This window comes from Microbulbifer mixtoriginis (SeqCode), assembly GCF_052466765.1.
Genome location: NZ_CP174289.1, coordinates 2429450 through 2455030 on the forward strand (window position 1 = coordinate 2429450; position 25581 = coordinate 2455030).

A 25581-nucleotide genomic window follows, 5' to 3' on the forward strand; every position below is an offset into this window, starting at 1 on the left:
CCTTTTGACAGTCTTTAAGCGCTGCCACAGCTTCTAATACACTGCCTTTAGTAGTTTTGGCGTTTATTTCATCCAAAAAAAGCGACTTACTTCACCCATTTATCCACAGGGTCTTTGCCCAGCTCTGAGCTAATTGTTTCAGTTTTCCGCCATTGCTAGTGTTGCTCGACGACCAGCCAATTTGGGCCAGTCATGGACTATGACAATAAAAAAGTTGAGCAATAAACATGGAAAAATTCACTCTCCGTCGCAATGTGTTGGCCTCTGCCATTTTGGCCGCGGCCGCTTCAACAACCCCGCAGGCTCTCTTCGCCGCCGAGGAAGGTGCTATTGAAGAGGTCACCGTTGTCGGCTCCCGAATCAGCCGCAACTCTGAATTTGAAAATGCTACCCCGATCCAGGTAATGGACCGCGAAAGCATCGAGAAATCCGGTTATACCAACCTACAGCAACTGTTTGAGAAAAACCCCGCCGCCGGTAACGGCACCTTCTCCACCCGCGGCAACAACCAGGATTCCACCGCCAACGGTGCTGCTGCGGTGAGTTTGCGTGGTATGGGGGCTGATGCCACGCTGGTATTGGTTAATGGCCGCCGTGTTGCTATCAGTTCCTTTGCCGAGGGGGTAACCACCAACTTCGTGGATATCAACAGTGTTCCGTTGGCCGCTGTTGAACGTGTGGAAGTTTTGAAGGATGGTGCCTCCGCAATTTACGGCTCCGATGCGGTAGCCGGTGTGGTCAACCTGGTACTGCGCAAAGACTTCGAAGGCACTGAAGTTTCTATGGATTACGGCAGTGCAGATGGCTATGACGAGCAGTCTTTCTCGGCTGTTTGGGGCATCAATGGGGAAAACTCCAATTTCACTGTTATTTTTGATCATCATAAAAATAGCCGCCTAGCAAGCACCGAACGTAGCGGTTTAGGTACCGCCAACCAGTCCGGTAATGGAGGCCTGGACCTTCGTTCAGCTCGCGGTTTTCCGGGAAGTTTCATCCTTCCAGGCGCCACTAAAACAGTAGAAGATCCTAACTGTCCAGAAGATCGCATAAAAGAAACCCGTACTGGCAATGTATGTGCTTACGATTACGGCCCCTGGACCCTACTTACTCCCGAAGCGGAACGCACCGGGTTAATTATGCTTGGTCATAAGCAGTTAAATGAGGAGATAGAGTTTTTCAGCGAGATCGCTGTGCAACATAATACTTCTGTAGCCCAGGGTGCCCCAACACCCCTAGATGCTGATGCAGGGCTCTATGTACTGGCCGACCACCCCAACAACCCCTTTGGCGAAGATGTCGATATCGCCTTTTACCGCACTGTAGATGCTGGGGCACGCCAATGGGATATAGAAACCGATAACCTACGTGGTGTTTTCGGCTTGCGGGGTTCTATCGCCGATTGGGATTGGGAGACATCCATTCAGCGCTCACGGAGCGAATCAGAACAAACCGGGAGTAAATCCCAAGGCTGGGTACGCACCGACCTACTGCAAGAACAGATTAATGCCGGCAATTACAACCCCTTTGGCGGCGTACAAAATCCGGACTCTGTGATTGATGCCATCACCACCAATCTGGTTCGTAAAGGTAAGTCTGATCTGACAAGCTACAATTTCTCAATCAATGGCGATTTATTTGATACCTCCAATGGCACCATTGCTATGGCTGCTGGCTTGGAATATCGTGAGGAAAAGGCCTCCGATATCCCCGACGATCAATTCCAACGTGGCCTCATTTTTGGTACTGAGTCTGTATCAGCCAGCGCCAGCCGTGATATTTCCTCGGCTTATGTCGAAGTAGCCATCCCCCTTCCCGCTAGGTTCGACCTCACACTGGCGGCCCGCTACGATGATTACAGCGACTTTGGCAGCACCACTAATCCCATGGCCAAGCTATTGTGGACTGCCACTGAGCAATTATCCTTACGCGCCTCTTGGGGTACCGGTTTTCGTGCGCCATCTCTTGCGCAGATAGGTCTTGGTGACTCACAAGAATCAAAATTTTTGACAGACTATTATGGCTGTGAAGCCAATGGTATACCTAGTGAGGATTGCACTAAGCTCGATTACACAATTATCTACTCTCAAAACCCGGACTTAGAGGCAGAGGAATCAGAGTCCTTCAACATAGGTGCCGTTTACGAGCCTATTGAGAATCTGCGTCTTTCCCTCGACTACTGGAATATCACCCAGGAAGGAAAGATCGATGACATTCCATATACCGGCATCTATAGTCTTCATTGTAACGATCAAGACAGCACCGTCTGCCGACGCAATGAACCACTTGCAGGCCAATCTTTAGGACAGCTGCAATCCCTGCTTAGTAGCTACACCAATATTGGCGAACAAGACGTGTCTGGTGTCGACCTTAGCGCTGTATACAGTGGGTTGGAACTAGTCAGTGGAGAGTTAAACCTACGTTTGGATTATTCCTATTTAACTGAGTTTGAGCGTGTGGAACTCAACTTAAACGGTGATGCACTTATGACCCATGATTTAGCAGGGAAATACGAGTATCCACAGCACCGTTGGAATGCCACAGCTGATTGGAACTTTGATACCTTCGGTATAAGTGCCTTGCTCAGCTATATCGGTGAATTTGAGGATACCCCAAATATCTATGGAAACCTCGATTATGGTGATAATGCTTATCGCACAGTGGATTCATTCCTCACTTTAGGTATACAGGCTCGATATACCGGCTTTGAAAATATGGTTTTAAGTCTCGGCGCCGACAATGTCTTCGACGAAGAGCCACCTTTCGCAATTGGCAATCAAGATGGCGATCTTTATGGCTATGTACAATCTCAGCACGACCCTCGCGGACGCTTTATCTACGGAAAAATGACTTATAGCTTCTAATCAAAGGGCTTTCGCAAACAAAAAGGGAAGCCATTGGCTTCCCTTTTTATCTTATAGATTTTTCGAAATTATTTAATAGACTTATTCTTCTTCGATCGATCTCTAACTGGCTCATAACCCGCCTTATGGAATTCATAGATAGTCAGTCCTACCCCTATTAATATACAGATAGATACGCCAATTCCTATTATCAAAATTAATGTATCTGACATAGCCTTTATCTTCTTGCCAGAAGGGCTGATACTTTAAAGTAGATGCCAAAACTTAAAATACTGGGCACCCATAAGGCAGTAAAAATACCCTGTTCCTTATAGCCGTTAAACCATAAGTACCCAGATAAAAAAAATGAGATAAGAACAGCCAATAAAATAAAGAAATCAGATGCCTTCAACATTGATTTAACCGCCAAATTTAATCATAGTCCCAAAACCCTACCGCAGCTAATAACAGCCCTGATATTGTAATCATCGCGGGAATACCTATCCCTTGAATTCCAAAATATTGAATCATTGATGGAACAATATTTAGCACACTTGCCAATCCCCAAAGAAAAAATGGCATAGCAATTAAAAGACCAAACCAACCAAGAAAAAGCCTTGCTTTCCTCAGCCGATGAAACATACAAATTAATCTCTTCAAAAGACCTGTGTTCAGGTTCGACAGTAAAATTTATAAAATTGCTAAAAGCATAGCTCACCAACTTGAGGCCAATGTCTAAATCAGTGCCTTTGTGAAGTCGCATGCTCTTCATTACTTTGCCAGATTCTCAGTAGATTACCCCCGAGGATCTTTTTGATGTCTTCTTCATTATAACCTCGTTCAAGTAAACCAAAGACAAGGTTTGGATATTCTGAAACATCTTTTAGCCCAACAGGTAAACTGTCACCAACACCATCAAAATCTGAACCTATTCCAATATGGTCAACACCAACTAAATCGCGAATATGATCAAAGTGATCAAGTACATCACTTAAATCGGCATAGACAAACATATCCTGATGTAACGTTTCCGTATATTTTTCAACTTCCGGACTATGTATATCTAAGTTATTTTCTTTAATATATTTTTCAGTCAGCCGACTAATTGAGTTATAGGAATCTCTAGATTTAGCACTAATAAATGTTGAGCCAAAATTGACCATAATCAACCCTCCCTGCTTTGCAAGCGCAGTTATCATTGCATCACTCATATTGCGTTCAAAACCTGGGGTGAAATGTCTCGCTGAGGAATGTGAGGCGATTACAGGAACTGATGAAATTTCCATTACCTGCCAAAAGGCCTCATCAGAAATATGGGACACATCAATCATAATACCTAGTGCATTCATCCCTCTCACTAGATCCTTACCAAACTCACTCAATCCTTTCCACGGCCTTGACTCATCATAGGAAGAATCCGAGATATGATTACTCTTAGAGTGGGTTAGGGTAATATACCGAACCCCGCGGTTATAAAAATGCCTTAAATTATCTAAGCTTCCGTCGACACCTGCACCATTTTCCATGCCCAGAGGCAGTGAAATTTTACCCTGCTCAACTTGAGCTTTTAATTCTTTTAAAGATTTAGGAATCGCAAATTTTTCTGGATGCATTTCTACCAATGTCTCGACATTAGTAATCAGCTGGTCTGCATAATCCTTAGCAGTTCCATCAATTTCCTTTTCGGCAGGAATGTAGATCGACATAAAAGGAGCGTTTAAACCACCTTTGATGGCCCTATGATAATCAAAGTCTCCACCTTCTACGCTGGAACCAACATCAACATTTTCTTTCGACAACCTATATGGAACATCTATATGACCATCCACTAACATATTTTCCAGTACAAGTTTTTTCGCAAGTGAATGGTGATTTTCAACATTCCACTCAGCACAAGCCGACAAGAATATCAAAATAAAAGCCAAGCATTTTTTCATAAGAATCTCCCAATCAAATAGTAAACGTGAATAAGATCTGCGGTAAAAACTTGAAAATTATCAGTACGCTTCAACGTATATCTTGGTTAGATTATTATCACTTTTCAGTTTTAAGCCGGAAGAGGATAAGGGAGTAATAACATATGAAATACATTGACCGCCCAGTGAGCCATCACACAAAGCCAAAAATTTCTACGTAAATACCAGAGAATTGCATAACAAAAAGAGGCTAAACCAAGTAGAATAATTGCTAAAGTATCTGCAGACCACCCAACATGAAGCATGGTAAAAATAACTGTGACTATTGGAACAGAAAGCCATCGCCACTCAGCAAGGGATTCTTCTAATCCTCTTTGTAACACCCAGCGAAAAAATCCTTCCTCACTAATACATACGACTAAAAGATTGATAACTGCTGCTATTAATATTGTATTAGATATTTTTACCGAAGGACCATACAAAACCAATCCAATAGCGATGGGAATAGCAATAGTAATTATTAAAAAAAATAAATCGATAGGTCGTACGATTTGTTTTTGACGAAGCATAAAAGCGAGCAAGCCAATAGCAACTAATGCTTTACCACTATTGAAACTTGCATATATCAAATTCCCTGCACTATCAGAGTAGGGAGTTAAAATTTGAATTCGCTCACTACCAGGAATGATATTAAAGCCGGCCAACAGCATAAGGGCAATACAAACAAAATATAAAGCCGCACGACTCCACCCTCGGCATATTTCAAGTGTGGTTAAAGCGATCCAGGTAAGAGGTGCAAGAAAGCCAGCCCAGCCAAAAGGAATAATACATAAGGATAATATAAGTGGTGCACTCCAAGGAACTTTAGAAACATCCGTTGTGTGAACCTTGTCAAGGCTTTTCAACTGCACTTTACTTCCTTACATCTAAGCATACACAGGTCAAAGAATAATTTATGAGAATACACCAATATGTAAATTAACCATTAAAAGTGGCACGAATTGAACGGTAGGTTAATTTCATTTTTGCCGGATCTAGTGGAGCTCTAAAGAAAGCATGGTAATGTCCAAGGGGATTTATTAATACAACTTGAGAACCATGATCCATCGTATAATCATTATTTTCTAGAATAACTTTATTAAAAGGAACATTAAGTTGACTAGCAAAACGCTTTATTTCTATGAAATTGCCAGTAACACCGAGAAAATCATTATTAAAATATCGAACATAATCATGTAAGATCAGTGGTTTATCTCTGGCAGGATCAACCGAAACTAAAATAACATCGGTATCTGCACGAATATCTTCATCAAGGAGTTTATAGAAACTATTGAGACTCGACAGAGTTGTAGGGCAAACATCGGGACAATGGGTAAATCCAAAGAATATGAAAGTCCATTGGCCTTTCAAATTTTTTGTTTCGAATGCACTGCCTGTATCGGCGATTAACTGAAAATTATCTAAAATTCTTGCTCGCTGTAATTTCACGGCACCATTTATGCGAAGCTCAGAATGACTTAATATCCGTGGCTGACTTAACTTATGAACAAAGCCAACCAAAACTGCCACAATAAACATCAGTAAAACAGTAATCGTTATACGAACACCACGCTTTTGGCGTTGTATGAATTTAGGCTCAGCCATCTTATGAATATTAGTCATTTTTTACACCGATATTAAATAGTGATCCAACAACATAATGCAAAATAAAGCCATTAGATAAATAATAGAATACTTAAAGGTTTCAATTCCCGCATTGGGGTCTCGACCCCGTAGCATTACCAAACTCCAATATATAAATCCAAGACCTAGCACCACCGCCCCAAGAAGATATAACCAACCTAACATTGCAGTCGCAAAAGGAAGTAAGCTAACTGCAAATAAAATAAATGTATAAAGTAAAATATGCAGATTTGTGTATGGCACACCGTGAGTAACTGGAAGCATAGGAACTTTTGCTCTGGCGTAATCCTCTTTCCTATGTACTGCTAATGCCCAAAAGTGCGGAGGTGTCCAAGCAAATATGATCAGTACCAGTAACAGGGCATGTGGATGAATTTCATTAGTTACCGCTGTCCAGCCGAGTAGTGGCGGTGATGCACCAGCGAGTCCGCCAATGACAATATTCTGAGGTGTGGCATGCTTTAAAAACATAGTGTAAATAACAGCGTAACCAATCAGAGATATCAGTGTTAACCAAGCAGTTAAGACATTCACAAATACCATTAACACTGCCATACCAAGAACCCCCAGCAACAGAGAAAATAGTATGGCCTTGCGTGGCTCAACCCTTCCTCTTGCGACTGGGCGATTGCTAGTACGCGCCATTTTTGTATCAATGTAACGATCAACCAGATGATTAATCGCTGCAGCGCTACCAGCGCAAAGGGCAATACCTAAATTACCCAATATTAAAATTTCTAACGAAACCATTCCTGGAACAGCTAACAACATACCAATCAGAGATGTAAGAATCATCAGCATGACTACTCTGGGTTTGGTCAGTTCATAATAATCACGCCAGTTAGTGAAGCTCAATTTAGCAGTTTGTATAGCCATAATATTCTTCTTCTCTAATTCTTCCTTGATAAGACATAGATCATTACAACTCGGCAGCCAATTCTGAATCTTTTATAATTCTATTTTTTTTAGAATTATTTTCTCGTACTTCAATAGAGCCAGCTGAGTAAATACGATAACAGAAAGTTAAAATTCCTAATAATAGAAATGCGGCACCGGCATTATGAGCAACAGCAATTGATAGTGGTAAAAACATAATTACATTTGCGACACCCAAACTTACCTGCATCCCTATCAAAGCAATCAATATAAGGGCCCAACGATACTCACCAGCTTTCCAGGAAAAAAATGAAAGGCTAAGGACTAGTCCGGTCACGATTAAAGCGCCGATACGATGAATAAAGTGAATAGCCGTACGTGCATCACTTTCCAAAGCACCACCTAAATAATTTGGCCCAATTTGTTGGAGGATATTAAACCCTTCCTTAAAATCAGCTTTAGGAAGCCACTCTCCATGACACGTGGGGAAGTCTGGACAGGCAAGTGCAGCATAATTTGAACTCGTCCAGCCTCCCAAGGCTATCTGAACAGCTACTGCTATAGCAGTCAAAACGGCAAGGGGTAATAGATTATGAAGCTTACGGTAATTTTTAAATTGACCTGATAATTTGTCATATCTCATTCTTTCTACGAGTAACCACAGCATAGATAATGTTGCCATTCCTCCTAGTAAGTGCGCAGTGACAACCTGAGGCCATAACTTCAAGGTGACAGTCCACATACCGAAAGCCGCTTGCAAAGTAATCAGGGCCATCAAAAAATGTATCTGTTTAAAAGTGCGTTGTTTAGGTTTACGCCAGGATATGTAAACAAGCGAAGCGACTAATAAAAGCAGGATGCCTGCAAAGTATCTATGCACCATTTCAGGCCAAGTTTTGCTAGTATCTACAGGCGTATCTGGAAATGCATAGTTAGCAGCTTGAATTTCATGATTTTTATCTGGCCAAGTAAGATGGCCGTAGCAACCAGGCCAATCGGGGCAGCCCAACCCAGCATCAACAAGCCTAGTAAATGCTCCTAAAGTAACAACAATTATGGCTAAGACACATCCAGCCAATGTTAACTTCAAACGCCAACCAAATTGCTCTTTTATAGGTTGCTTTAATTTCGTTTTTTCTAAAGATTCCATGTCACTCTCCATTACTTTTCATAGGAGTACTTCAACAGGCGTTTGATATCTTTCAATAGTTGATTACCACTATGTTGGTTGTCATAGATCATCATTGCGAATCCTTCCTGATCTATTAATATTGCTTTAACATCATCAATTTTTTTATGGTCGGTCAGTTCATGTAGCGTATTTACGCTATTGTCATTCAATCTGAAAATCTTTAGACGAGGATGTTCTAACTGTAGTTTTTCTTTTTTTTCTTCAGTCATGGAATGATGAGTTGCAAGAAGCCTCTCAACTCGGCTGGCTTTCTCACCCAATCGAATATGCACTTGGCGACTGGTATATAATAGTTTTTCACAGTCCTCACCACAGTCTGAAGGACTTATAATGAGATATCTCCACTTTTGGTGTTCCCCCCCAATTAACTGTGTCTCCTCTTCAAGTGAAGATATTTTTAAATCATTAAAATTAATCGGTGGTTGAAGTAACTCGCCTTGATTAGTTGTTCCATCAGGTATTCCTACTCCCGTATAAAATACTATATAAGCCGCAACAATCGGTAGAAATACCGATGCTGCAATAGAAAATATCTGTATTTTTTTTGAAGAAGAATTTGCTTTTTTTTCTCCATTTTCTTGCAGAGTGGAGGACCCTTCACTTCCTTCCATTATCGTACCCCTAATTATTTATTTTATTTACTTTTATAAAATTGGTAGCAGTAAAAATCCAAAGAAAAAATAAAGCTGCAGCCATAGCAAACCATTGAATCGCATAAGCGATATGTCTATCCACGCTGCTATTTACTAATTGCCAATCCGTTATGAGTGCTGATTTTGAGTCAGCACTTAACCTAACAATCCAGCTGTTATTACTGAGCGTCATATTCTGAACAATTTCTTTATTAACAATCTGTATTCTTCGATTTATTATTTTTTCTTTAGTCTCTATAGATTTTAAGTTTTCAACCGGGTATAAAAACCCATTGATTTTTATCTTATCTTTAGGGTATTTAACTTCAGGCATTACATCCCGACTAGCTGAAAATGGAATCCAGCCTCGATTTATTAGCCATCTCTGTTCACCAGATATAAAGACTTGAAGAACCTCATACCCTACCTTTCCAGTGCGAGTTCGATTATCCAATAAGAAATATTCATCAGAATAATTTCCATCTAATTTTACAGGCAGGAACCTTTTTAAATTCGTAACTAAATGAAGATTTTCTGGTTGGGATGACAATCTTGAATTGATTTCAAAATCTATGATTCTCTTATCATCAGCTCTACCGAGCTGCCAAAATCCCAACAACACAAAAACTGGAATAAACCCAAAAGAAAACAGGGTGATCGACCAGTTACGAATCAATGATACACTGGTATTATCTGAAGAAACTGATGGTATATCTACTGTCATGTGCTACTACATAAAATAATGGAAAATAATTATATGTGGCTCAAAATCGTTATAGTCGTTCTTTTTCTCGCGATACTGGTGAGCCTATCCAGTGCTTTATTTTTTCTACTGCGAGATATGGGTGCTCCCCAGTCTAAACGTACTCTTTATGCTTTAGGTATACGGATTTCTCTTGCCGCACTCCTTTTATTAGCCATCTGGTATGGCTTCGAAAGCGGCATTTTGGCTAATACTGCTCCCTGGACAGATAAATATTAGTTTATATCGCCTCAAGTTAATTCAACCTGAGGCGAATCCTATGTACTTATAAATTATGCACCTAGCACATATACAAAAATAAATAAGCCAACCCAGACAACATCTACAAAATGCCAGTACCAGCTTGCTGCTTCAAAGCCAAAATGATCATTAGGTTTGAAATGATGTGCGATTACAGAACGTAGCAACATTATGAGAAGCATTATCGTTCCCAGAGTTACATGAGCTCCATGGAAACCCGTCAACATGAAAAAAGTTGTGCCATAAATACCTGACTCTAAAGTGAGTCCAAGATGTTGATAGGCTTCATAGTATTCTTGCGCCTGAAGATATAAAAATATGAAACCTAGTAGAACAGTTCCTCCCAGCCACAGATTAAATTTTCCACGCTCACCTTTTTTAAGAAACACATGGGCGAAATGTACGGTAACGCTGGAAGATAAAAGAATTATTGTATTCCAAAGAGGTAAATGCCACGGATCAATAACATCTTTAGGTCCTATAAATTGTGCTGTATCACCATGAGCTGCTGCATCCGGAGTCACATAGAGAGGCCAAGTATTCTCAAACCCCTCCCACAACATGTTGGATATTCCATTATCGCCTTCTCCAGCTAGCCAAGGAACAGAGAAGTTTCTTATGTAGTATAGGGCCCCAAAAAATGCAGCAAAAAACATAACCTCAGAGAAAATAAACCATCCCATTCCCCAGACATAAGATCTCTTTAACTGTTCACTGTTCAGACCAGCCATATTTTCTCTGATTACCGCTGCAAACCAGAACCATAAGACTGCTGCCAAAGCCAACGCACCGGTAAAGAAAATATAGGAGCTACCACCGTTGATCCAATTTGCAGCACCAAAGGCAATTAAAAACAAACCTATAGTGGCAAATATCGGCAGCTTGGATTGTTCTGGAACATAATAACTGCTTTCACTAGCCATGAATTTTATCCCTCTCGCTCGGGCTCGTTATTTTTTTCGATATTTTTAGAAATTCTTTCCGTAACATCGAACAGCGTGTAGGAAAGGGTTATGGTATTTACACTGTTAGGAATCTCGGGATCAACGATAAATCGCAATGGCAACTCTGCCTGTTCACCCGCTTTTAAAATTTGCTGATTGAAGCAAAAACATTCAGTTTTGTGAAAGTATTCCGCGGCTTTAAAAGGAACCAAGCTGGGAATGGCCTGACCGATCATATCCCTTCCAGTAGGATTAAAAGCGATAAAAACGGTATCCATAACCTCACCCGGATGGACTTCAACCGACATTACACTGGGAGAAAACTTCCAAGGCATATTGTCGTTATTGCTCGCAATAAACTGAACGGTGATAGACCTGCTGGTATCGATAGCAGCAGGGACCGCTTCGTAACGCCTGCCAGTTTTACCATTCAAACCAGTAATCTCGCAGAAAGCATCATAAAGTGGTGGCATCACGAATATGGCGAACACCAGCATGCTGGCGGCAAGCGCCAGCAATTTCGCAGAAACTTTCGTATTTTCGCTAAATTTCATCGGCACAAGAACCAGAAATTAACGAATAACCGGAGGGGTACTAAAGGTGTGATAGGGAGCCGGTGATGGCACCGTCCATTCCAACCCCTCCGGGTTATCCCATACTTTATCAGTTGCTTTTTTGCCACCCATGACTGTACGTACCACATTAAAGAGGAATACCACCTGAGCCGCACCGAAAAGAAATGCCCCCATACTGGCCATCTGATTAAAGTCAGCGAATTGTAGTGCGTAGTCTGGAATTCTTCTGGGCATACCCGCCAGACCGACAAAATGCATCGGGAAAAAGGTTAAATTCAATCCGATGAAAGCTAACCAGAAATGCACTTTCCCCATAGTTTCGTTGTACATATTCCCTGTCCACTTAGGCAACCAGTAATAAACCCCTGCCGTAATGGAAAAAATAGCCCCAGGAACCAGTACGTAATGGAAATGGGCAACTACAAAGTAGGTATCATGATACTGGAAATCCGCTGGAGCAATGGCCAACATCAATCCTGAGAATCCGCCAATGGCAAACAGAATAATAAAAGCTATAGCGAACAACATGGGAGTTTCAAATGTCATGGAGCCTCTAAACATGGTAGAAACCCAATTAAAAATTTTCACACCCGTGGGTACTGAAATCAGCATAGTGGCATACATAAAGAACAGCTCGCCGGCTATAGGCATACCCACTGTAAACATATGGTGAGCCCACACAATCATGCTGAGGAATGCAATGGCAGCTGTGGCATAAACCATGGAACTATATCCAAATAGTGGTTTACGCGTAAAAGTGGGAATGATCGCCGAAATAATACCGAAGGCAGGCAAGATCATGATGTATACCTCTGGGTGCCCAAAGAACCAGAAAACATGCTGGAATAGAACTGGGTCACCACCACCTGCAGCACTGAAGAAACTGGTACCAAAGTGGATATCCATCAGCATCATCGTCACTACACCAGCTAGTACTGGCATCACTGCGATTAGAAGATAAGCAGTGATCAACCAGGTCCAGACGAAAAGCGGCATTTTCATTAAAGTCATGCCTGGAGCACGCATATTCAGAATGGTCGCTATGATATTAATGGCTCCCATAATGGAAGATGCACCCAGAATATGAATGGAAAATATAAAAAACGTGACGCTCGGTGGTGCATATTCTGTCGACAAGGGGGCATAGAATGTCCAACCAAAGTTAGGTGCTCCCCCTTCCATAAATAAGGTCGATGCCAACATTGCAAAACCGAAAGGTAAAATCCAAAAGCTCCAATTATTCATCCGTGGTAATGCCATATCCGGAGCGCCGATCATCATCGGTACCATCCAGTTTGCTAGCCCGACAAATGCCGGCATTACCGCCCCAAAGACCATGATTAATCCATGCATGGTCGTCATTTGATTAAAAAATTCTGGCTGTACGATTTGTAGTCCAGGCTCGAAAAGCTCAGCACGTATAATGAGCGCCATACAGCCACCCAGGAAAAACATTGCAAAGCTGAACCAAAGATACAAAGTACCAATATCTTTGTGGTTTGTGGTGTATAGCCAGCGTTTCAAGCCAGATTGAGGTCCGTGTGCCATGTTAAAATCCCCCAGCGCTTACTGCTTATTCTTAAAATTAAGGATATCAACGGGCTGAACCGTATCGCCCATTTCATTACCAAAGGCATTGCGTTGATAGGTTATCACTGCGGCTATATCCACCTCAGATAACTGTTCTCCAAATGCTTGCATGGCAGGGTTTACCTGTGATCCATCAATGACTATATCGAGATGGGTATTCAGGGGACCTGTCGCAATTTTTGATCCGGCAATCGCTGGAAATACGCCGGGAACCCCTTTTCCATTTGGCTGATGACAGGCTGCACACATGCTGTTGTAGACTTTTTCCCCTTGTGCAAAAAGCTCATCAAAAGTAAAAGTTTTTCCCGTAAGCTCGCGCATTTTTACTGCAGAGGCTACTCGCCCATCCAGCCAAGCGTTGTACTCTTCTTGGGGAACAGCTTTTACCACGATCGGCATAAATCCATGATCTTTGCCACAGAGTTCTGCACATTGCCCACGATAAATTCCAGGCTCTTCAATACGTGTCCAGGATTCATTAATGAAACCTGGAATAGCATCTTTTTTTACAGCTAGGTCAGGTACCCACCAAGCATGAATCACATCATTGGCAGTAATTAAGAATCGAATTTTTTTCTTAATAGGAACAACCAAGGGTTCATCAACTTCCAATAGATAGTTTGGGCTTTTTGGCTGTTCGTTATTAATTTGGCTGCGTGGGGTTGAGAGATTTGAGAAAAAAGTAACATCCGAACCAATGTAGTCGTATTTCCACTTCCACTGATACCCCGTAATCATGATATCAAGATCCGCTTTATCGGTATCATAGATCTCATAGAGGGTTTTGGTCGCAGGAATAGCCATGAGAATCAAAATGACAGTGGGAATTATTGTCCACACCAGCTCCACAGCTGTACTTTCATGAAACTGTGCAGCCTTGTACCCCTTACTCTTACGATGACGCCACATACTGTAAAACATGACACCAAATACAAGAGCACCAATGGCTACACAAATCCAGAAAATCAGCATGTGTAATTCATAGGTCGTTTGGGCAACTTCTGTCACCCCTTTGGGCATATTGACCCCCCAGCGCTCAACAGCCTGCTCTTCCGCCATTACGGATTGGACAGATAGCGAAGCGGCCAGCAAGGCGAACAGCCGATCAAAGCCTCTCAACATCGCCTACAGATCTCCGTGGTTGCGGGTTTCCTTCGAAAACCCGAATTTTATTTTTGGCCGCCGGCCTTCACGGATAGCTGAAATAGCCCTGTCTATGTACTGTTACAGGGTTAAATCCACTCAATAATTTTGGACATACTGTAGTAACACAAGACTACATACACTGGACGAGGTGACATCCCCGCATTACTGCCGTCAGTGCAACTTGTTATTTTAGTAAAAAAATTTTTACTTCAGATGTCGTCGCCCGGAAGGTACAACCAACAACCTGTGTTTCTTTATTTGTCGCAACTACTGCAGGTACAACAGGAACATATTGTCAATGAAAAGTCAATCAGGCCTTATAGCGATAAATTATGCTCAAACCAGCTTCCTGCATAGGAAATTTCAAATAAATTTAATCATTATTTGATGATATAACTCCTATTTTGCAATAAGCTCAAGTTCTGTTGTCCCGGGACGATTAATTTGTATTAAAAAGATTATTTGCGTTGTGCATTCACACAGACTCTCCACTTCAGTACCACTTTATTGCTTGTATAAAATTGCTCTCCTTTATTGCTCCCTTCTGTCCAATCCTGCCTTCAACAATCATCAAATTGAACAATAAGGTATAATCGACAGCTTAGTAACAGATGATTTATGCGCCAAAACGATACTAATCCCTCTTAAAATACATCAGACAAAACTCCAAACTGATACGTTTTTTTTCTTACAGTTATTAATCATAAGTAGTCCCTATGAAGTACCTAACAATTGATTCAAGAAGCATGAGTCGGGTTTGGAATCTTGCCTGGCCTATGATTCTTAGTAATATTTCAGTTCCTTTACTTGGGGCAGTAGATACCGCAATTCTCGGTCACCTTTCTTCGGCCGTTTACCTCTCTGGAGTAGCCATTGGCGCAAGTGTTATGACAATGCTGCTTTGGGCCTTCGGTTTTCTTCGCATGGGCACCACTGGTGTCGTTGCACGCAGTCAGGATGGTGGTGTTGAATGGTTGCTAAGAGCAATACTATTGGCAATGGCATTAGGGATACTACTTCAGATTATTACCTATCCTTTGCTAGACAATATTGTTGGTTGGATGAATGCCAGTAGTGCAGCCAGCCCGCATGCAGTGGCTTATTTACAGATTCGTCTGATAAGTGCTCCTCTTGCACTAGTTAACTTTGCCATACTGGGTTTCTTTATAGGCCGACAGGATAGCCGGGCTCCACTATATATTTTGCTAGCAGCAAATATACTCAATATCCTTTTGGATTTTCTTTTTATTCTCGGTCTTGGTTTAGGGGCAAAAGGCGCTGCGATAGCCACAGTTTGTGCCGACACTTTCGCCTTGCTGATGGGATTGTTTTTACTTAAGCGTGTTAATCCTAAAATTTGGATAGCATTAAAAAAGTGTCTTCAAACCCCTCAATTTCAACCATGGATAGAGTGGAAGCCTTGGTTTGAGTTACTACAAATCAATACAGATTTATTTATTCGCACCTGCCTACTGTTATTAACGTTTACATTCTTTACTGCTCAAGGGGCCGCCCAAGGAGACTCCACCCTTGCAGCCAATGCAATATTATTACAACTATTAATGATGACTTCTTACGCGCTGGATGGCTTTGCCCATGCAACTGAGGCATTAGTAGGTGAATCAATAGGAAAAAAATCAAAAAAACTATTTCAGGAAATGGTCAATGCAGCAGGCACTTGGGCTTTAGGAAGTGCACTCTTTATTACTCTATTGTTGATATTTTGTCAGCCAATAATAATAAAGTTGTTTACAGATCTCTCTAGTGTGATCCAGCAAGTAAATAACGTTTATTGGTGGCTTTGCGCTCTGCCGCTATTAGCCGTATGGAGTTACCAACTTGATGGTGTTTTTATTGGCGCCGGAAGAAGCCGACAAATGCGCAATACTATGTTTATAGCTACTATTCTAATTTTTTTCCCAAGCTGGTGGTTAACTCGAGATTGGGGAAACCATGGCATATGGTTTAGTCTTTTTTTGTGGATTGGCGCACGATCTTTAGGCCTTGTTGCCTACTTTCGATACTACACTGTAACCGACACATGGATTAAGAAATAATTTAATACTTTTATAAATTAAGTTTTAGAGGATTTCTGGCTTGTAATAGGCTGAATTATTCAGCTGAATACAGAATAGAGTAGTATGATACTGAATTTATATCGGAGATGATGTACAACAATTGATTAGACTTAAAACCATTAGAAGATCAATGTCTAAAAATTTTTTCAGGAATTTTGTTGATCTATGAAACTCATGGTTTCAGGAAATAAAAACAATAATCTCAGGATGACAAATATTGAGCGGGAACAATAATGTATTAATACCCGCTCACGATTTTTTAAAATCCCAAAGCTCTTATCTGCTTACTGACCAAAATCTGAGTGTAGTTGGAAAAGAACTCACTTTCTCCTTGTAAAATTGCTCGATTCAAAATATCAATTTTGCTTCTTAGAGAGCGGTCATAAAAATAAAGACTGCCACTACGCACAGTGTAAGCTTTCGGATTTTCGGCCATCAACTTATAAAAGGTTGATAATCTTTCAAGATATACATTGGCATTATTAAGTGAAAAATTCCCTTTCTGATAATAGTCCAGAACTTCTGTGTTTATTTGTTTTTGAATAAATTCTTTTTCTTCATCAGAAAATCTATAAACTTTCATCTGAGTACTTATATCACTGCGTAAATCTTTCAGGTATCTATCTGCTGCCTGAGCTGACTCTCTCAGTGCACCAATAGTTTTCTTACGTTTTCTCAGAGACTTTCTACTTTTAAACGTAGCAGCATCTGACATTTCAAATGAAGCGAGGTCGGCAAGCGGTCTGAAAATAGTAATATGTTGTAAATTGCTATTTCTTGTTAATTTATTACAGATATCGACAGCATACTCCCATTTCTTAAAGGATTTTCCCTCTAAAATCTTTTCCGGTAGCCCTTCGACACTCTCATTAAGTGATCGCTGCTGTTGCAGAACAAAGCCTGGATTCTTGTGCCAATCATTTGCCTGTAAACGAAATAGGCTGAGAAGTCCTTGGTTGACGCAACTGGCCAATAGATGTGAGGTCTGCTCCAGTTGCTGTTTCTGAATTTTTCGATAATGATTTAGGCCGTACAAGCCAGCAATAATTGCAATGGCAAGCACGGCTATAACTACAATTGCCTTTTTCACTACTTATTTTTTTTTGGTAGGTTGAATAAATTTTACCGGTTCTTCACTCGCCTCTTTTCTCTGCCCAGTACTAACCCGGGTTAATAGCTCAGAAGGCGCGGACTGCAGGCGTATTTCATCTTTAAATCCGCAGGAAACACACTCACGAAAATTTTTTCCATCCTCCTGGTAATTGACTATACGATCCATCTCGCTACAGCGTGGGCAAACAGCGCCAGCAATAAATCGTTTTTTGGACTTTTTGGAATGCCCACCGGAATTTTCCTGATCGACCATAGTTACTGCTCAACATGCATGACTTAACGGCCTTTTCAGGCCGGGCTGATATTTAATTCAAGCTGCTCAATACCTGAGTGACGCAATAGTGCATCAACATCGGGTTTTCTACCTCGGAATTCTACAAACAGGTCTAAAGCATCCCGGCTGCCACCCTGTTCGAGGATAGAATGCAAAAAACTCTCGCCAGTAGCACTGTCAAAAATACCCTTTTCTTCAAATAGTGAAAAGGCGTCTGCTGAGAGCACCTCTGCCCACTTATAGCTGTAATATCCTGCAGCGTAGCCACCAGCAAAAATATGGCTAAAACCATGCTGGAAGCGATTTTCCTTAGCCACAGGAACTACAGCCACCTCGGTGCGTACCTCTGACATCAGCTGCTGAATTTTCTGCGTATCCATCACTTCTTCACTGGCGTGAAGTCGAAAATCAAAAATTGCAAACTCCAGTTGTCGCACAGTGAACATAGCGGACTGGAAATTCTTTGCCGCAAGCATTTTTTCTAGTAATTCTGAAGGCAACGGCTCTCCAGTTTGGTAATTAGAAGAGATCATGGCGATCGCCTCAGGTTGCCAACACCAATTTTCCAGGAACTGGCTAGGCATTTCTACCGCATCCCAGGCCACACCATTGATACCCGAAACCGCCGCTATAGCAATTTGCGTTAGCATGTGATGCAGGCCATGGCCAAACTCGTGAAACAGGGTAGTGACTTCGTAATGTGTTAGCAGAGAGGGCATATCTCCCACTGCGGGGCTAAAGTTACACACCAAATAAGCGATAGGCAGCTGCAAGCCCTCTTCACCTTGGCGACGTGTGGCAACAGTATCCATCCAGGCACCCCCACGCTTTTTCTCTCGCGCGAAGGCATCCAGATAAAAGCCCGCAATACGTTCACCATTGCGATAAAGCCAGAAAAACTGTACATCTTTATGCCAGGTTTCCACAGTAGTGTCTTCCTGCACAGCAACTCCAAAGAGCTTTTCCACTACGGCGAATAAACCTTCCAGAACCTTGGCATAAGGGAAGTAAGGGCGTAGCTCTTCCTGGCTAATGGCATAACGCTGCTGCTTGAGTTTTTCCGCAACCCAAGCAATATCCCAAGGTTGAAGCTCTTCTAACTTATACTCTTCGCTGGCAAATACGCGTAATTCAGCCATCTCCCGCTCGGCTGCGGGCTTGGCTCTCTTCGCCAGGTCATTGAGAAACTCCAATACGCCTTCGCAATCTGGCGCCATTTTACTGGCCAGAGACAACTCGGCGTAATTAGCCATTCCCAATAGCTGGGCCTGCTCTGCGCGAAGTGCCAAGATAGATTCCATCACTCCTGAATTGTCGAACTCTCCAGCGTTGGGCCCAACCTCAGAGGCACGGCTCACAAATGCGGTATGCACCAACCGGCGCAACTCTCGGTTCTCCGCATGAGTCATTACCGCCAAATAGCTCGGACCCTCTAGGGTGATCAACCAACCACTTTTGCCTTTTGTGTTTGCCGCACTTTTCGCCGCCGCTATAGCGGTTTCCGGCAAGCCAATTAAATCTGCCTTATCTTCCGTATGCCAGGTCCAGGCATTGGTAGCATCCAAAACATTGTTGGCGAACTGGCTGGAAAGTTCAGCCAGGCGCTTGCTATTGGCTGCAAAGCGCTCCCGAGCTTCACCCTCCAGGCCGACCCCACTTAATTCGAAATCCCGTAAACCCAACTCTACAGATTTCTTTTGCGGCTGCGGCCAGCTCACAAATTCAGACGAGGCCGCCAGCTGTTGATACACCTCGTACAATTCGCGGTTTTGCCCCTGCTCAGTCCAATAGGCAGTTACCTGAGCAAGCGCCGCTTCATAGGGCGCTCGCCATTCACCACTCAGTACACTGTTGAGATGACTGATCGGAGAGAAGGCCCGGTTGAGTTGATCCTGAACCTGTTCAAGTGGCTGCAAGGTGCTCTCCCAGCCAGGGTTCTCTAAGCCTCTTTGTAACTGCCCTTGGCAGTCTCCGATGAGTTTTGCAATTGCAGGCTTAACCTGCTCGGGCTGCAGCTGGGTAAACGGTGGCAGAAGAGGGAGATTCAACAATGGATTGGACATACGGGACCCTGTGCTCGAAATAGGATACAGCTATGATAGAGGATTCATTGTACAGGAGCTTCTTTATGTCCCCACTGCGCAGCCACAACGATTCTGCGAGCGAGAAATCCCCGCAACTTGGCCATCGTGTTTTTGTTGACCCACAGTCAGCTGTGATTGGCGATGTCACTCTGGGTGATGATTGCTCCGTATGGCCCATGGCGGTGGTGCGCGGGGATATGCATCGAATTCAGATAGGTGCCCGTACCAGTGTCCAAGACGGTGCAGTATTACATATCACCCATGCGGGGCCGTTTAATCCCGAGGGGTGGCCACTGACAATCGGCGAAGACGTCACAATTGGCCACAAGGCCTGCCTGCATGGCTGTAGCATCGGCAACCGGATTTTGATCGGTATCGGCGCCATAGTACTCGACGGTGCGGTTATAGAAGACGAGGTCGTTTTAGCAGCCGGCGCGTTGGTACCACCAGGCAAAACCTTGGAGAGCGGTTATCTCTATGTGGGTTCCCCCTGCCGCAAAGCCCGCCCGTTATCCGACAAGGAAAAGGCGTTTTTTAGCTACTCTGCGCAAAATTATGTGAATCTGAAGGATCAATATCTGCGCCAGGATATTGAATAACTCATCGCCGGACGATTCGACACTCATGCTCAATCTGAATACTGATCAATTGCATACTTTTGTACGCGCCTGCGAGCTGGACTCTTTCTCCGCTGTTGCCCGCGAACAGGGGCGTGCTCAATCCTCGGTAAGTGCCTGTATTCAGAATCTTGAGCTGGACCTGGGACTCGCCCTTTTCGACCGTAGCGGAAAATTCCCACACCCCACAGCTGCGGCCATGGCCCTATTGCCGCTTGCCCGCCAAGCGCTGGGGCAGCTGCAGCGTTTTCAGCAGGCCGCGGACTCCTACCAGCGCGGCGAGGAACCCGTGCTGCGTATCCTGTTTGAGGAGTTGGTGATGCCCGATCGCCTCAACGATGTACTGGCAAGCTTCAGCCAGCGTTTTGCCCACACCCAGCTGCAACTGCGCAGTTCCAGTCATCATCAGGCAGTGCAAAGTATCGCCAAAGGCGAAGCCGATTTTGCGTTTGTGACAAGCGGCGGCAGCTACCCGGGCGCACTAGAGTTCAACACACTCGGACGCCAACAAATTCTCTGCCTGGCCACACCGGACCATCCACTGGCGCATCAGCAGCCTAGCTCTCTGCGTGAGGCCGCGCGCCACCGGCAAATAATCGCAGCCATGGAGGAGGGCCAACAACGCTGGCAGCTCTCGTCGCAGGTCTGGGTCTGCGACTCCCTGCTACAGGCCCTGGATCTGGCCTGCAAAGGCATAGGCTGGGTCAACGCGCCCTATGAGTTGGCTCGCCCTTTCCTCAAAAGTGGAAAACTGGTGGAGCTGAAACTCACCAGCGCACTGAGCGCCTGGAGCCTGGATGTCGACCTGTTGTGGTCGGCAAAAACAGCTCAAGGCAAAGCCGGCCTTTGGTTCGCCCGGGAAGCTCGGCGTCTGTACGGTAATTATTACAGCCCACCTATCGAGAAATCCGATAGTTATTAATTTTTATCTAACAGCAATACCGATAAAACTTGGCTGCAGGACCGAGGAGGTCCGACTTTCTATCACCGGCAATAGGAGCCATAGAGATGACAGAACAGCAGCAGCTGCAAGAAATGGATGCCTTCTCCAAGAAATATCGCTACGACATGGAGTATCTAAAAGAGTTTTTACGCTCATCTCCAGAGGGCTTTGAAAAATTTGTACAGTTCCAGCCCCTGTCGATGCACCGGGAATTCTTACCGCTGGAGGTTTTTTGGGTGAGCAAACTGGCCGCCATGCAGGTGGCGGACTGCGGTGCCTGCCTGCAATTGAATGTGCGCATGGCGTTGGAAGCCAATGTCGCTCCGCAATTGGTGAAGGCCTGCATTCAGGGCGGCAGTAATTTACCGGAGCCTCTCAAGGATATTTTTGACTTTGCCACTGCGCTGGCCAGTTACAAAAACATTGATCCGTTGTTGGACCAGCGTATCTCTGAGCAGCTGGATAAAAAACAGCGAATCGAGCTGGGCGTCAGCGTCGCCACCGCCTCTGTATATCCCACTATCAAGAGAGCTATGGGCCACACCCAGAGCTGTAGCCTTATCGAAATTGAGTTTGAGGCCTGATTGGAGCAGCCGCCGCAGTCACTTGCGGCGGTGCCTAACTGGCCTCAGTTACTTTACCTACCCTGTAGTCGCAGCAGCGCGGATGCGGCAATACCGCCAATAGCACAGGCGAGAACGATCACTAGCGGAGTCATAGTTCCCAGCACAAAAGCGCCATAGTCATAGCCACGCTGGGGCAGGAGGTAGAACAGCAGGAATGCGGCAGGTAGCAGTGATAATAAAGCACCGCGCAATAGCCACGCATTGCGCAAGGGGAGCAAGAACAACAGACCGCAGAGCCCGCCCCAAACGATACGCTGGTATAGATAAGCATTACTGAGGTGCGGTGCCAAGTCTACCCCCAACCAGCGGGTAAACCCGTAGCTGCCCATAGCCCACAGACCCAGGGCATAACAAAGGCCGCCGAAACAACCCACCGCAAAGCACATAGAGAGATTACGCAACCACTCGCGCACAGCCAGCATCCTCTTAATTTTTGTTGTTATAACTTCAGCCGCATTAATCAGGCTGTTAGTGTTCGCCGCAACTGCGCCAACACCGGCTCAACACGGGGCTTCACCCCGCGCCATAAATAGAAGGCTTCCGCGGCCTGCCCCACCAGCATGCCGAGACCATCGGCTGCTTCAACCCCCAGTTCATGGGCCCAGTGTACAAAAGGCGTCGGCTTTGCACCGTAGACCATGTCATAGGCCCGACCAGTGCTTGTAAAAAGGTGTTCAGGCAGGGGGGGCAACTGGTTACCCAGGCTCGCCGAACTGGCATTGATAACCAGATCAAAACCTCCACACAGCTGATCCAGTCCGCCTGCAGTCATAGCCCCATAGTGGGAAAACTCATCTGCCAGCTGACAGGCTTTAGCGGCGGTGCGGTTAGCGATATGTAGCTGTGAGGGATGCTCAGCCAGCAGCGGCAATAGGGCTCCGCGGGCGGCGCCACCGGCCCCCAGAAGTAACACCCTCTTATCCTGAATTGTCCAACCCAGATTGTTGCGGATATCTGAAACCAAGCCGGCGCCATCGGTATTGTCGCCCAGCAGATTTCCACTCTCTCCGTATACCAGGGTGTTCACCGCACCGGCAGCGGCCGCGCGCTCGGTAAGCGCATCAGCCAGCTCGCAAGCTTCAAGCTTAAATGGCACTGTCACATTGAGGCCGCGCCCACCCTCGGCAAAAAAGGTTTGTACCGACTCAGTAAAACGATCGAGAGGGGCAAGTATCTTTTCGTATACCAGGTCCTCGCCGGTCTGGGCGGCAAAGGCGGCGTGAATTTGTGGAGACAGGGAGTGGTCGACGGGATTGCCTACCACTGCATAGCGGTCACTCACGACTGGGCCCTCTTGCGCGCCCTGACCGCCTCGCGGATCTTGGCACTTTCATCGACCAGTACTAAAGCGTCGACTTTAAGGCCCTGCTCGGTATCAGTGAGCAGGTAACGTGTGTGTGAACTGTAGAGTTCGAGGGTCTTATCGTCTTCTTCTCTGTGATGTAACAGGGTCCAGCGTACACTGGCCAAGCTGCTGTAATCATTCAATTCGATGATTTCAGTGACAGTGCCGAGTATCTGGCATACCTCCAGGCGCTTATAAGCGTTGAGCAGCTTCTCAACCTGCTGCACGAAGGCGCCGCGATCTACCGCCAGTTTGTTGCCATCTTCACGGTAATAATGCAGAGGAAAACGGTAATAGTCCGCTATCTGTTCCGCATCCCCGGTCTCAAAGTGACGCCTGTAATCCAAAAATAGCGAGTTGATGGCTTCCAATCGCGTTTGTTGCACAGCGAACCTCCGTAGTGCGTGACCTGGGGTTATACCCAGTCCCTATGCGGCAGAAAATCCGTGTAGAGTTTTTCCTCCGCCGAACCTGCTTCTGGGTGCCAGTCGTATTTCCAACTCACCAGCGAGGGCAATGACATAAGGATAGATTCGGTGCGCCCACCGCTCTGCAGGCCAAACAAGGTGCCGCGATCGAATACCAGGTTAAATTCCACATAACGGCCGCGGCGGTAAAGCTGGAAATCCCGCTCGCGTTCGCCGTAAGACGTATCCTTGCGCTTTTGAATAATGGGCAGATAAGCATCCAAATAACTATCACCCACGGCGCGAGTTAGGGCAAAGGCGTTTTCAAAACCACCTTCGTTAAAATCATCGAAGAAAAGGCCGCCTACTCCGCGGGCCTCATCGCGATGCTTCAGGTAAAAATACTTGTCACACCACTGCTTGAAGCGCGGATAGATCTCTTCACCAAAGGGCGCACAGGCGCTCTTTGCAGTATTGTGCCAATGCACCACATCCTCTTCGAAACCGTAGTAAGGAGTGAGGTCATAGCCCCCACCAAACCACCAGATCGGCTCGGCGCCAGGCTTTTTGGCCACGAACAGGCGCACGTTGGCATGACTTGTGGGTACATAGGGGTTGCGCGGGTGGATCACCAAAGAAACCCCCATCGCTTCGAAAGAGCAGCCAGCCAACTCTGGGCGGCTGGCCGTGGCAGAGGGCGGCAGGCCGTCACCATAGACGTGCGAGAAATTGACCCCACCTTTCTCGATTAAATTTCCCTCTTCCAACACCCGGGTTCTACCGCCCCCGCCGCCGGGCCTCTCCCAGGCGTCTTCGTGAAACTCCAGGCCGTCCTCGCTACCCAGCGCGCTGCAGATTCGATCCTGTAGATCCAGCAGGTAGCCCTTTACTTCCTTGGTATCAATATCACTCATTGGGAAACACTAACTCGTTTTAAAGAATTCATCCGCCCGCCCGCAACTGCTCTCCGCTGAGCAGGTCGCGAATCTCACTAGGGGAATTTCGGCCCCCGGTGGAACCACCGCCGACAAAGTCGAGGGCATCACCAAAATAGCGAAGTACCTGGTACTTGTGCCGGGCAGGTTGACACCCCGCCGGATTGGCAGAAGTGGATACGATAGCACCGCCAAAAGCCCTTGTTAACGCAGCGGTAAAAGAGTGGTCGGTATGACGCAGGGCCACTGCGGGATGGGCGCCACAGACCCAATAGGGTATGCGGTCGCGATGGGGCACCAGCCAGGTCACGGGTCCGGGCCAGGTTTCCCGTATCTTTGCGCGCTGCTCGGCGCTGAGTGGGTCGAGCAGCTGACTAAAACTTTCCTCCTCACCGGAAACCAGGATTAGACCCTTTTCCAGTGGGCGGTTCTTCAGGCGCAGCAGGCGCCTTACGGCCTGCAGGTTATTTGGATCACAGGCGAGGCCCCACACGGACTCGGTGGGGTGCGCGATAACACCACCCGCCGCAAGAGCACGGGCAGCCTTCTGTACAGCAAGCGGAGAGTACCTCATGACAGTATCGCTGCTACTTCGCTTCGCACTGCTGGATGTCTAACTTCTCCAGTACACCGAAGGCGGCTTTCATAACTGGCAGATCGGGGCCGGCCCCCATCAGGATCGCTACAAAAGGCTTGCTCATTTCAACTCTCTCAACTGTCAAAGTAGGGACAAGCGCCAAAATCTAGCGGATTGCGCAACCA

The 25581-nt window shown here is 45.2% G+C and carries 26 protein-coding genes; 6 read left to right on the forward strand and 20 right to left on the reverse strand.

Annotated features, from left to right (window positions below):
• Positions 1–227: 227 nt before the first annotated feature.
• Positions 228–2861 carry a TonB-dependent receptor gene (locus tag ACJJIV_RS10740; protein WP_444888954.1) on the forward strand — a complete coding sequence of 878 codons (2634 nt, stop codon included), beginning with the start codon at positions 228–230 and terminating at the stop codon, positions 2859–2861.
• Positions 2862–3272: 411 nt separating this feature from the next.
• On the opposite strand, the gene ACJJIV_RS10745 is transcribed toward ACJJIV_RS10740, so the two are convergent.
• From ACJJIV_RS10745 to ACJJIV_RS10780, 8 genes are all read right to left on the reverse strand, one after another.
• Positions 3273–3482: a hypothetical protein gene (locus ACJJIV_RS10745; protein ID WP_444888955.1), complete on the reverse strand. Its 210-nt coding sequence runs from the start codon at positions 3480–3482 to the stop codon at positions 3273–3275.
• 98 nt (positions 3483–3580) lie between these two features.
• Entirely contained in the window at positions 3581–4777 is a 1197-nt protein-coding gene (locus ACJJIV_RS10750; protein ID WP_444888956.1) for a dipeptidase, read from the reverse strand.
• A gap of 110 nt (positions 4778–4887) precedes the next feature.
• Positions 4888–5667, reverse strand: a complete 780-nt coding sequence (locus ACJJIV_RS10755; RefSeq protein WP_444888957.1) for a CPBP family intramembrane glutamic endopeptidase — start codon at positions 5665–5667, stop codon at positions 4888–4890.
• 67 nt (positions 5668–5734) lie between these two features.
• Positions 5735–6418 carry an SCO family protein gene (locus ACJJIV_RS10760; RefSeq protein ID WP_444888958.1) on the reverse strand — a complete coding sequence of 228 codons (684 nt, stop codon included), beginning with the start codon at positions 6416–6418 and terminating at the stop codon, positions 5735–5737.
• Positions 6419–6421: 3 nt separating this feature from the next.
• Positions 6422–7315, reverse strand: a complete 894-nt coding sequence (gene cyoE, locus ACJJIV_RS10765) for a heme o synthase (protein ID WP_444888959.1) — start codon at positions 7313–7315, stop codon at positions 6422–6424.
• A gap of 43 nt (positions 7316–7358) precedes the next feature.
• Positions 7359–8465 carry a COX15/CtaA family protein gene (locus tag ACJJIV_RS10770; RefSeq protein ID WP_444888960.1) on the reverse strand — a complete coding sequence of 369 codons (1107 nt, stop codon included), beginning with the start codon at positions 8463–8465 and terminating at the stop codon, positions 7359–7361.
• An 11-nt stretch (positions 8466–8476) separates the two neighbouring features.
• Complete coding sequence (locus tag ACJJIV_RS10775) at positions 8477–9118, reverse strand: redox-active disulfide-containing membrane protein (protein WP_444888961.1); 642 nt, start codon at positions 9116–9118, stop codon at positions 8477–8479.
• 10 nt (positions 9119–9128) lie between these two features.
• Positions 9129–9863, reverse strand: coding sequence for an SURF1 family protein (locus ACJJIV_RS10780; protein ID WP_444888962.1), 735 nt, complete (start codon positions 9861–9863; stop codon positions 9129–9131).
• A 33-nt stretch (positions 9864–9896) separates the two neighbouring features.
• On the opposite strand from ACJJIV_RS10780, the gene ACJJIV_RS10785 reads away from it, so the two are divergent.
• Entirely contained in the window at positions 9897–10121 is a 225-nt protein-coding gene (locus tag ACJJIV_RS10785; RefSeq protein ID WP_252086046.1) for a DUF2909 domain-containing protein, read from the forward strand.
• 53 nt (positions 10122–10174) lie between these two features.
• Here ACJJIV_RS10785 and ACJJIV_RS10790 read toward each other — a convergent pair whose 3' ends face one another.
• From ACJJIV_RS10790 to coxB, 4 genes are read right to left on the reverse strand one after another with little or no spacing between them, the layout of a single operon-like run.
• On the reverse strand, positions 10175–11065 hold the full coding sequence (locus ACJJIV_RS10790; protein WP_252084005.1) for a cytochrome c oxidase subunit 3: 891 nt from the start codon (positions 11063–11065) through the stop codon (positions 10175–10177).
• 5 nt (positions 11066–11070) lie between these two features.
• Positions 11071–11640 carry a cytochrome c oxidase assembly protein gene (locus ACJJIV_RS10795; RefSeq protein WP_444888963.1) on the reverse strand — a complete coding sequence of 190 codons (570 nt, stop codon included), beginning with the start codon at positions 11638–11640 and terminating at the stop codon, positions 11071–11073.
• Between the two features lie 18 nt (positions 11641–11658).
• Positions 11659–13209, reverse strand: a complete 1551-nt coding sequence (gene ctaD / locus ACJJIV_RS10800; protein ID WP_444883290.1) for a cytochrome c oxidase subunit I — start codon at positions 13207–13209, stop codon at positions 11659–11661.
• An 18-nt stretch (positions 13210–13227) separates the two neighbouring features.
• Entirely contained in the window at positions 13228–14373 is a 1146-nt protein-coding gene (coxB, locus tag ACJJIV_RS10805) for a cytochrome c oxidase subunit II (protein ID WP_444883289.1), read from the reverse strand.
• A gap of 740 nt (positions 14374–15113) precedes the next feature.
• Here coxB and ACJJIV_RS10810 point away from each other — a divergent pair.
• Positions 15114–16454 (forward strand): MATE family efflux transporter, encoded by a 1341-nt coding sequence (locus ACJJIV_RS10810; protein ID WP_444888964.1) that lies wholly within the window; start codon positions 15114–15116, stop codon positions 16452–16454.
• Between the two features lie 280 nt (positions 16455–16734).
• Here the strand turns inward: ACJJIV_RS10810 and ACJJIV_RS10815 are convergent, their stop codons facing one another.
• The 3 genes from ACJJIV_RS10815 to ACJJIV_RS10825 are packed head-to-tail and all read right to left on the reverse strand — an operon-like array spanning position 16735 to position 19925.
• Positions 16735–17565, reverse strand: coding sequence for a hypothetical protein (locus ACJJIV_RS10815; protein ID WP_444883287.1), 831 nt, complete (start codon positions 17563–17565; stop codon positions 16735–16737).
• 3 nt (positions 17566–17568) lie between these two features.
• On the reverse strand, positions 17569–17841 hold the full coding sequence (locus tag ACJJIV_RS10820; protein WP_444888965.1) for a YheV family putative zinc ribbon protein: 273 nt from the start codon (positions 17839–17841) through the stop codon (positions 17569–17571).
• 35 nt (positions 17842–17876) lie between these two features.
• Positions 17877–19925 carry a M3 family metallopeptidase gene (locus ACJJIV_RS10825; RefSeq protein WP_444888966.1) on the reverse strand — a complete coding sequence of 683 codons (2049 nt, stop codon included), beginning with the start codon at positions 19923–19925 and terminating at the stop codon, positions 17877–17879.
• A 65-nt stretch (positions 19926–19990) separates the two neighbouring features.
• On the opposite strand from ACJJIV_RS10825, the gene ACJJIV_RS10830 reads away from it, so the two are divergent.
• From ACJJIV_RS10830 to ACJJIV_RS10840, 3 genes are all read left to right on the forward strand, one after another.
• A complete protein-coding gene (locus ACJJIV_RS10830) occupies positions 19991–20545 on the forward strand; it encodes a gamma carbonic anhydrase family protein (RefSeq protein ID WP_444887638.1) in 555 nt (184 codons plus the stop codon).
• A 25-nt stretch (positions 20546–20570) separates the two neighbouring features.
• On the forward strand, positions 20571–21485 hold the full coding sequence (locus tag ACJJIV_RS10835; RefSeq protein WP_444887637.1) for a LysR family transcriptional regulator: 915 nt from the start codon (positions 20571–20573) through the stop codon (positions 21483–21485).
• Positions 21486–21571: 86 nt separating this feature from the next.
• On the forward strand, positions 21572–22090 hold the full coding sequence (locus ACJJIV_RS10840) for a hypothetical protein (RefSeq protein ID WP_252083995.1): 519 nt from the start codon (positions 21572–21574) through the stop codon (positions 22088–22090).
• 53 nt (positions 22091–22143) lie between these two features.
• Here ACJJIV_RS10840 and ACJJIV_RS10845 read toward each other — a convergent pair whose 3' ends face one another.
• The 5 genes from ACJJIV_RS10845 to tsaC are packed head-to-tail and all read right to left on the reverse strand — an operon-like array spanning position 22144 to position 25393.
• Positions 22144–22554, reverse strand: coding sequence for a hypothetical protein (locus tag ACJJIV_RS10845; protein WP_444888967.1), 411 nt, complete (start codon positions 22552–22554; stop codon positions 22144–22146).
• Between the two features lie 38 nt (positions 22555–22592).
• Positions 22593–23414 (reverse strand): shikimate dehydrogenase, encoded by an 822-nt coding sequence (aroE, locus tag ACJJIV_RS10850; RefSeq protein ID WP_444888968.1) that lies wholly within the window; start codon positions 23412–23414, stop codon positions 22593–22595.
• Positions 23411–23863 carry a DUF6841 family protein gene (locus ACJJIV_RS10855; protein WP_444888969.1) on the reverse strand — a complete coding sequence of 151 codons (453 nt, stop codon included), beginning with the start codon at positions 23861–23863 and terminating at the stop codon, positions 23411–23413. The genes aroE and ACJJIV_RS10855 overlap by 4 nt, the downstream gene beginning before the upstream one ends.
• Before the next feature lie 29 nt (positions 23864–23892).
• Complete coding sequence (gene hemF, locus ACJJIV_RS10860; RefSeq protein WP_444883280.1) at positions 23893–24798, reverse strand: oxygen-dependent coproporphyrinogen oxidase; 906 nt, start codon at positions 24796–24798, stop codon at positions 23893–23895.
• Between the two features lie 28 nt (positions 24799–24826).
• Complete coding sequence (tsaC, locus tag ACJJIV_RS10865; protein ID WP_444888970.1) at positions 24827–25393, reverse strand: L-threonylcarbamoyladenylate synthase type 1 TsaC; 567 nt, start codon at positions 25391–25393, stop codon at positions 24827–24829.
• Positions 25394–25581 lie beyond the last annotated feature (188 nt).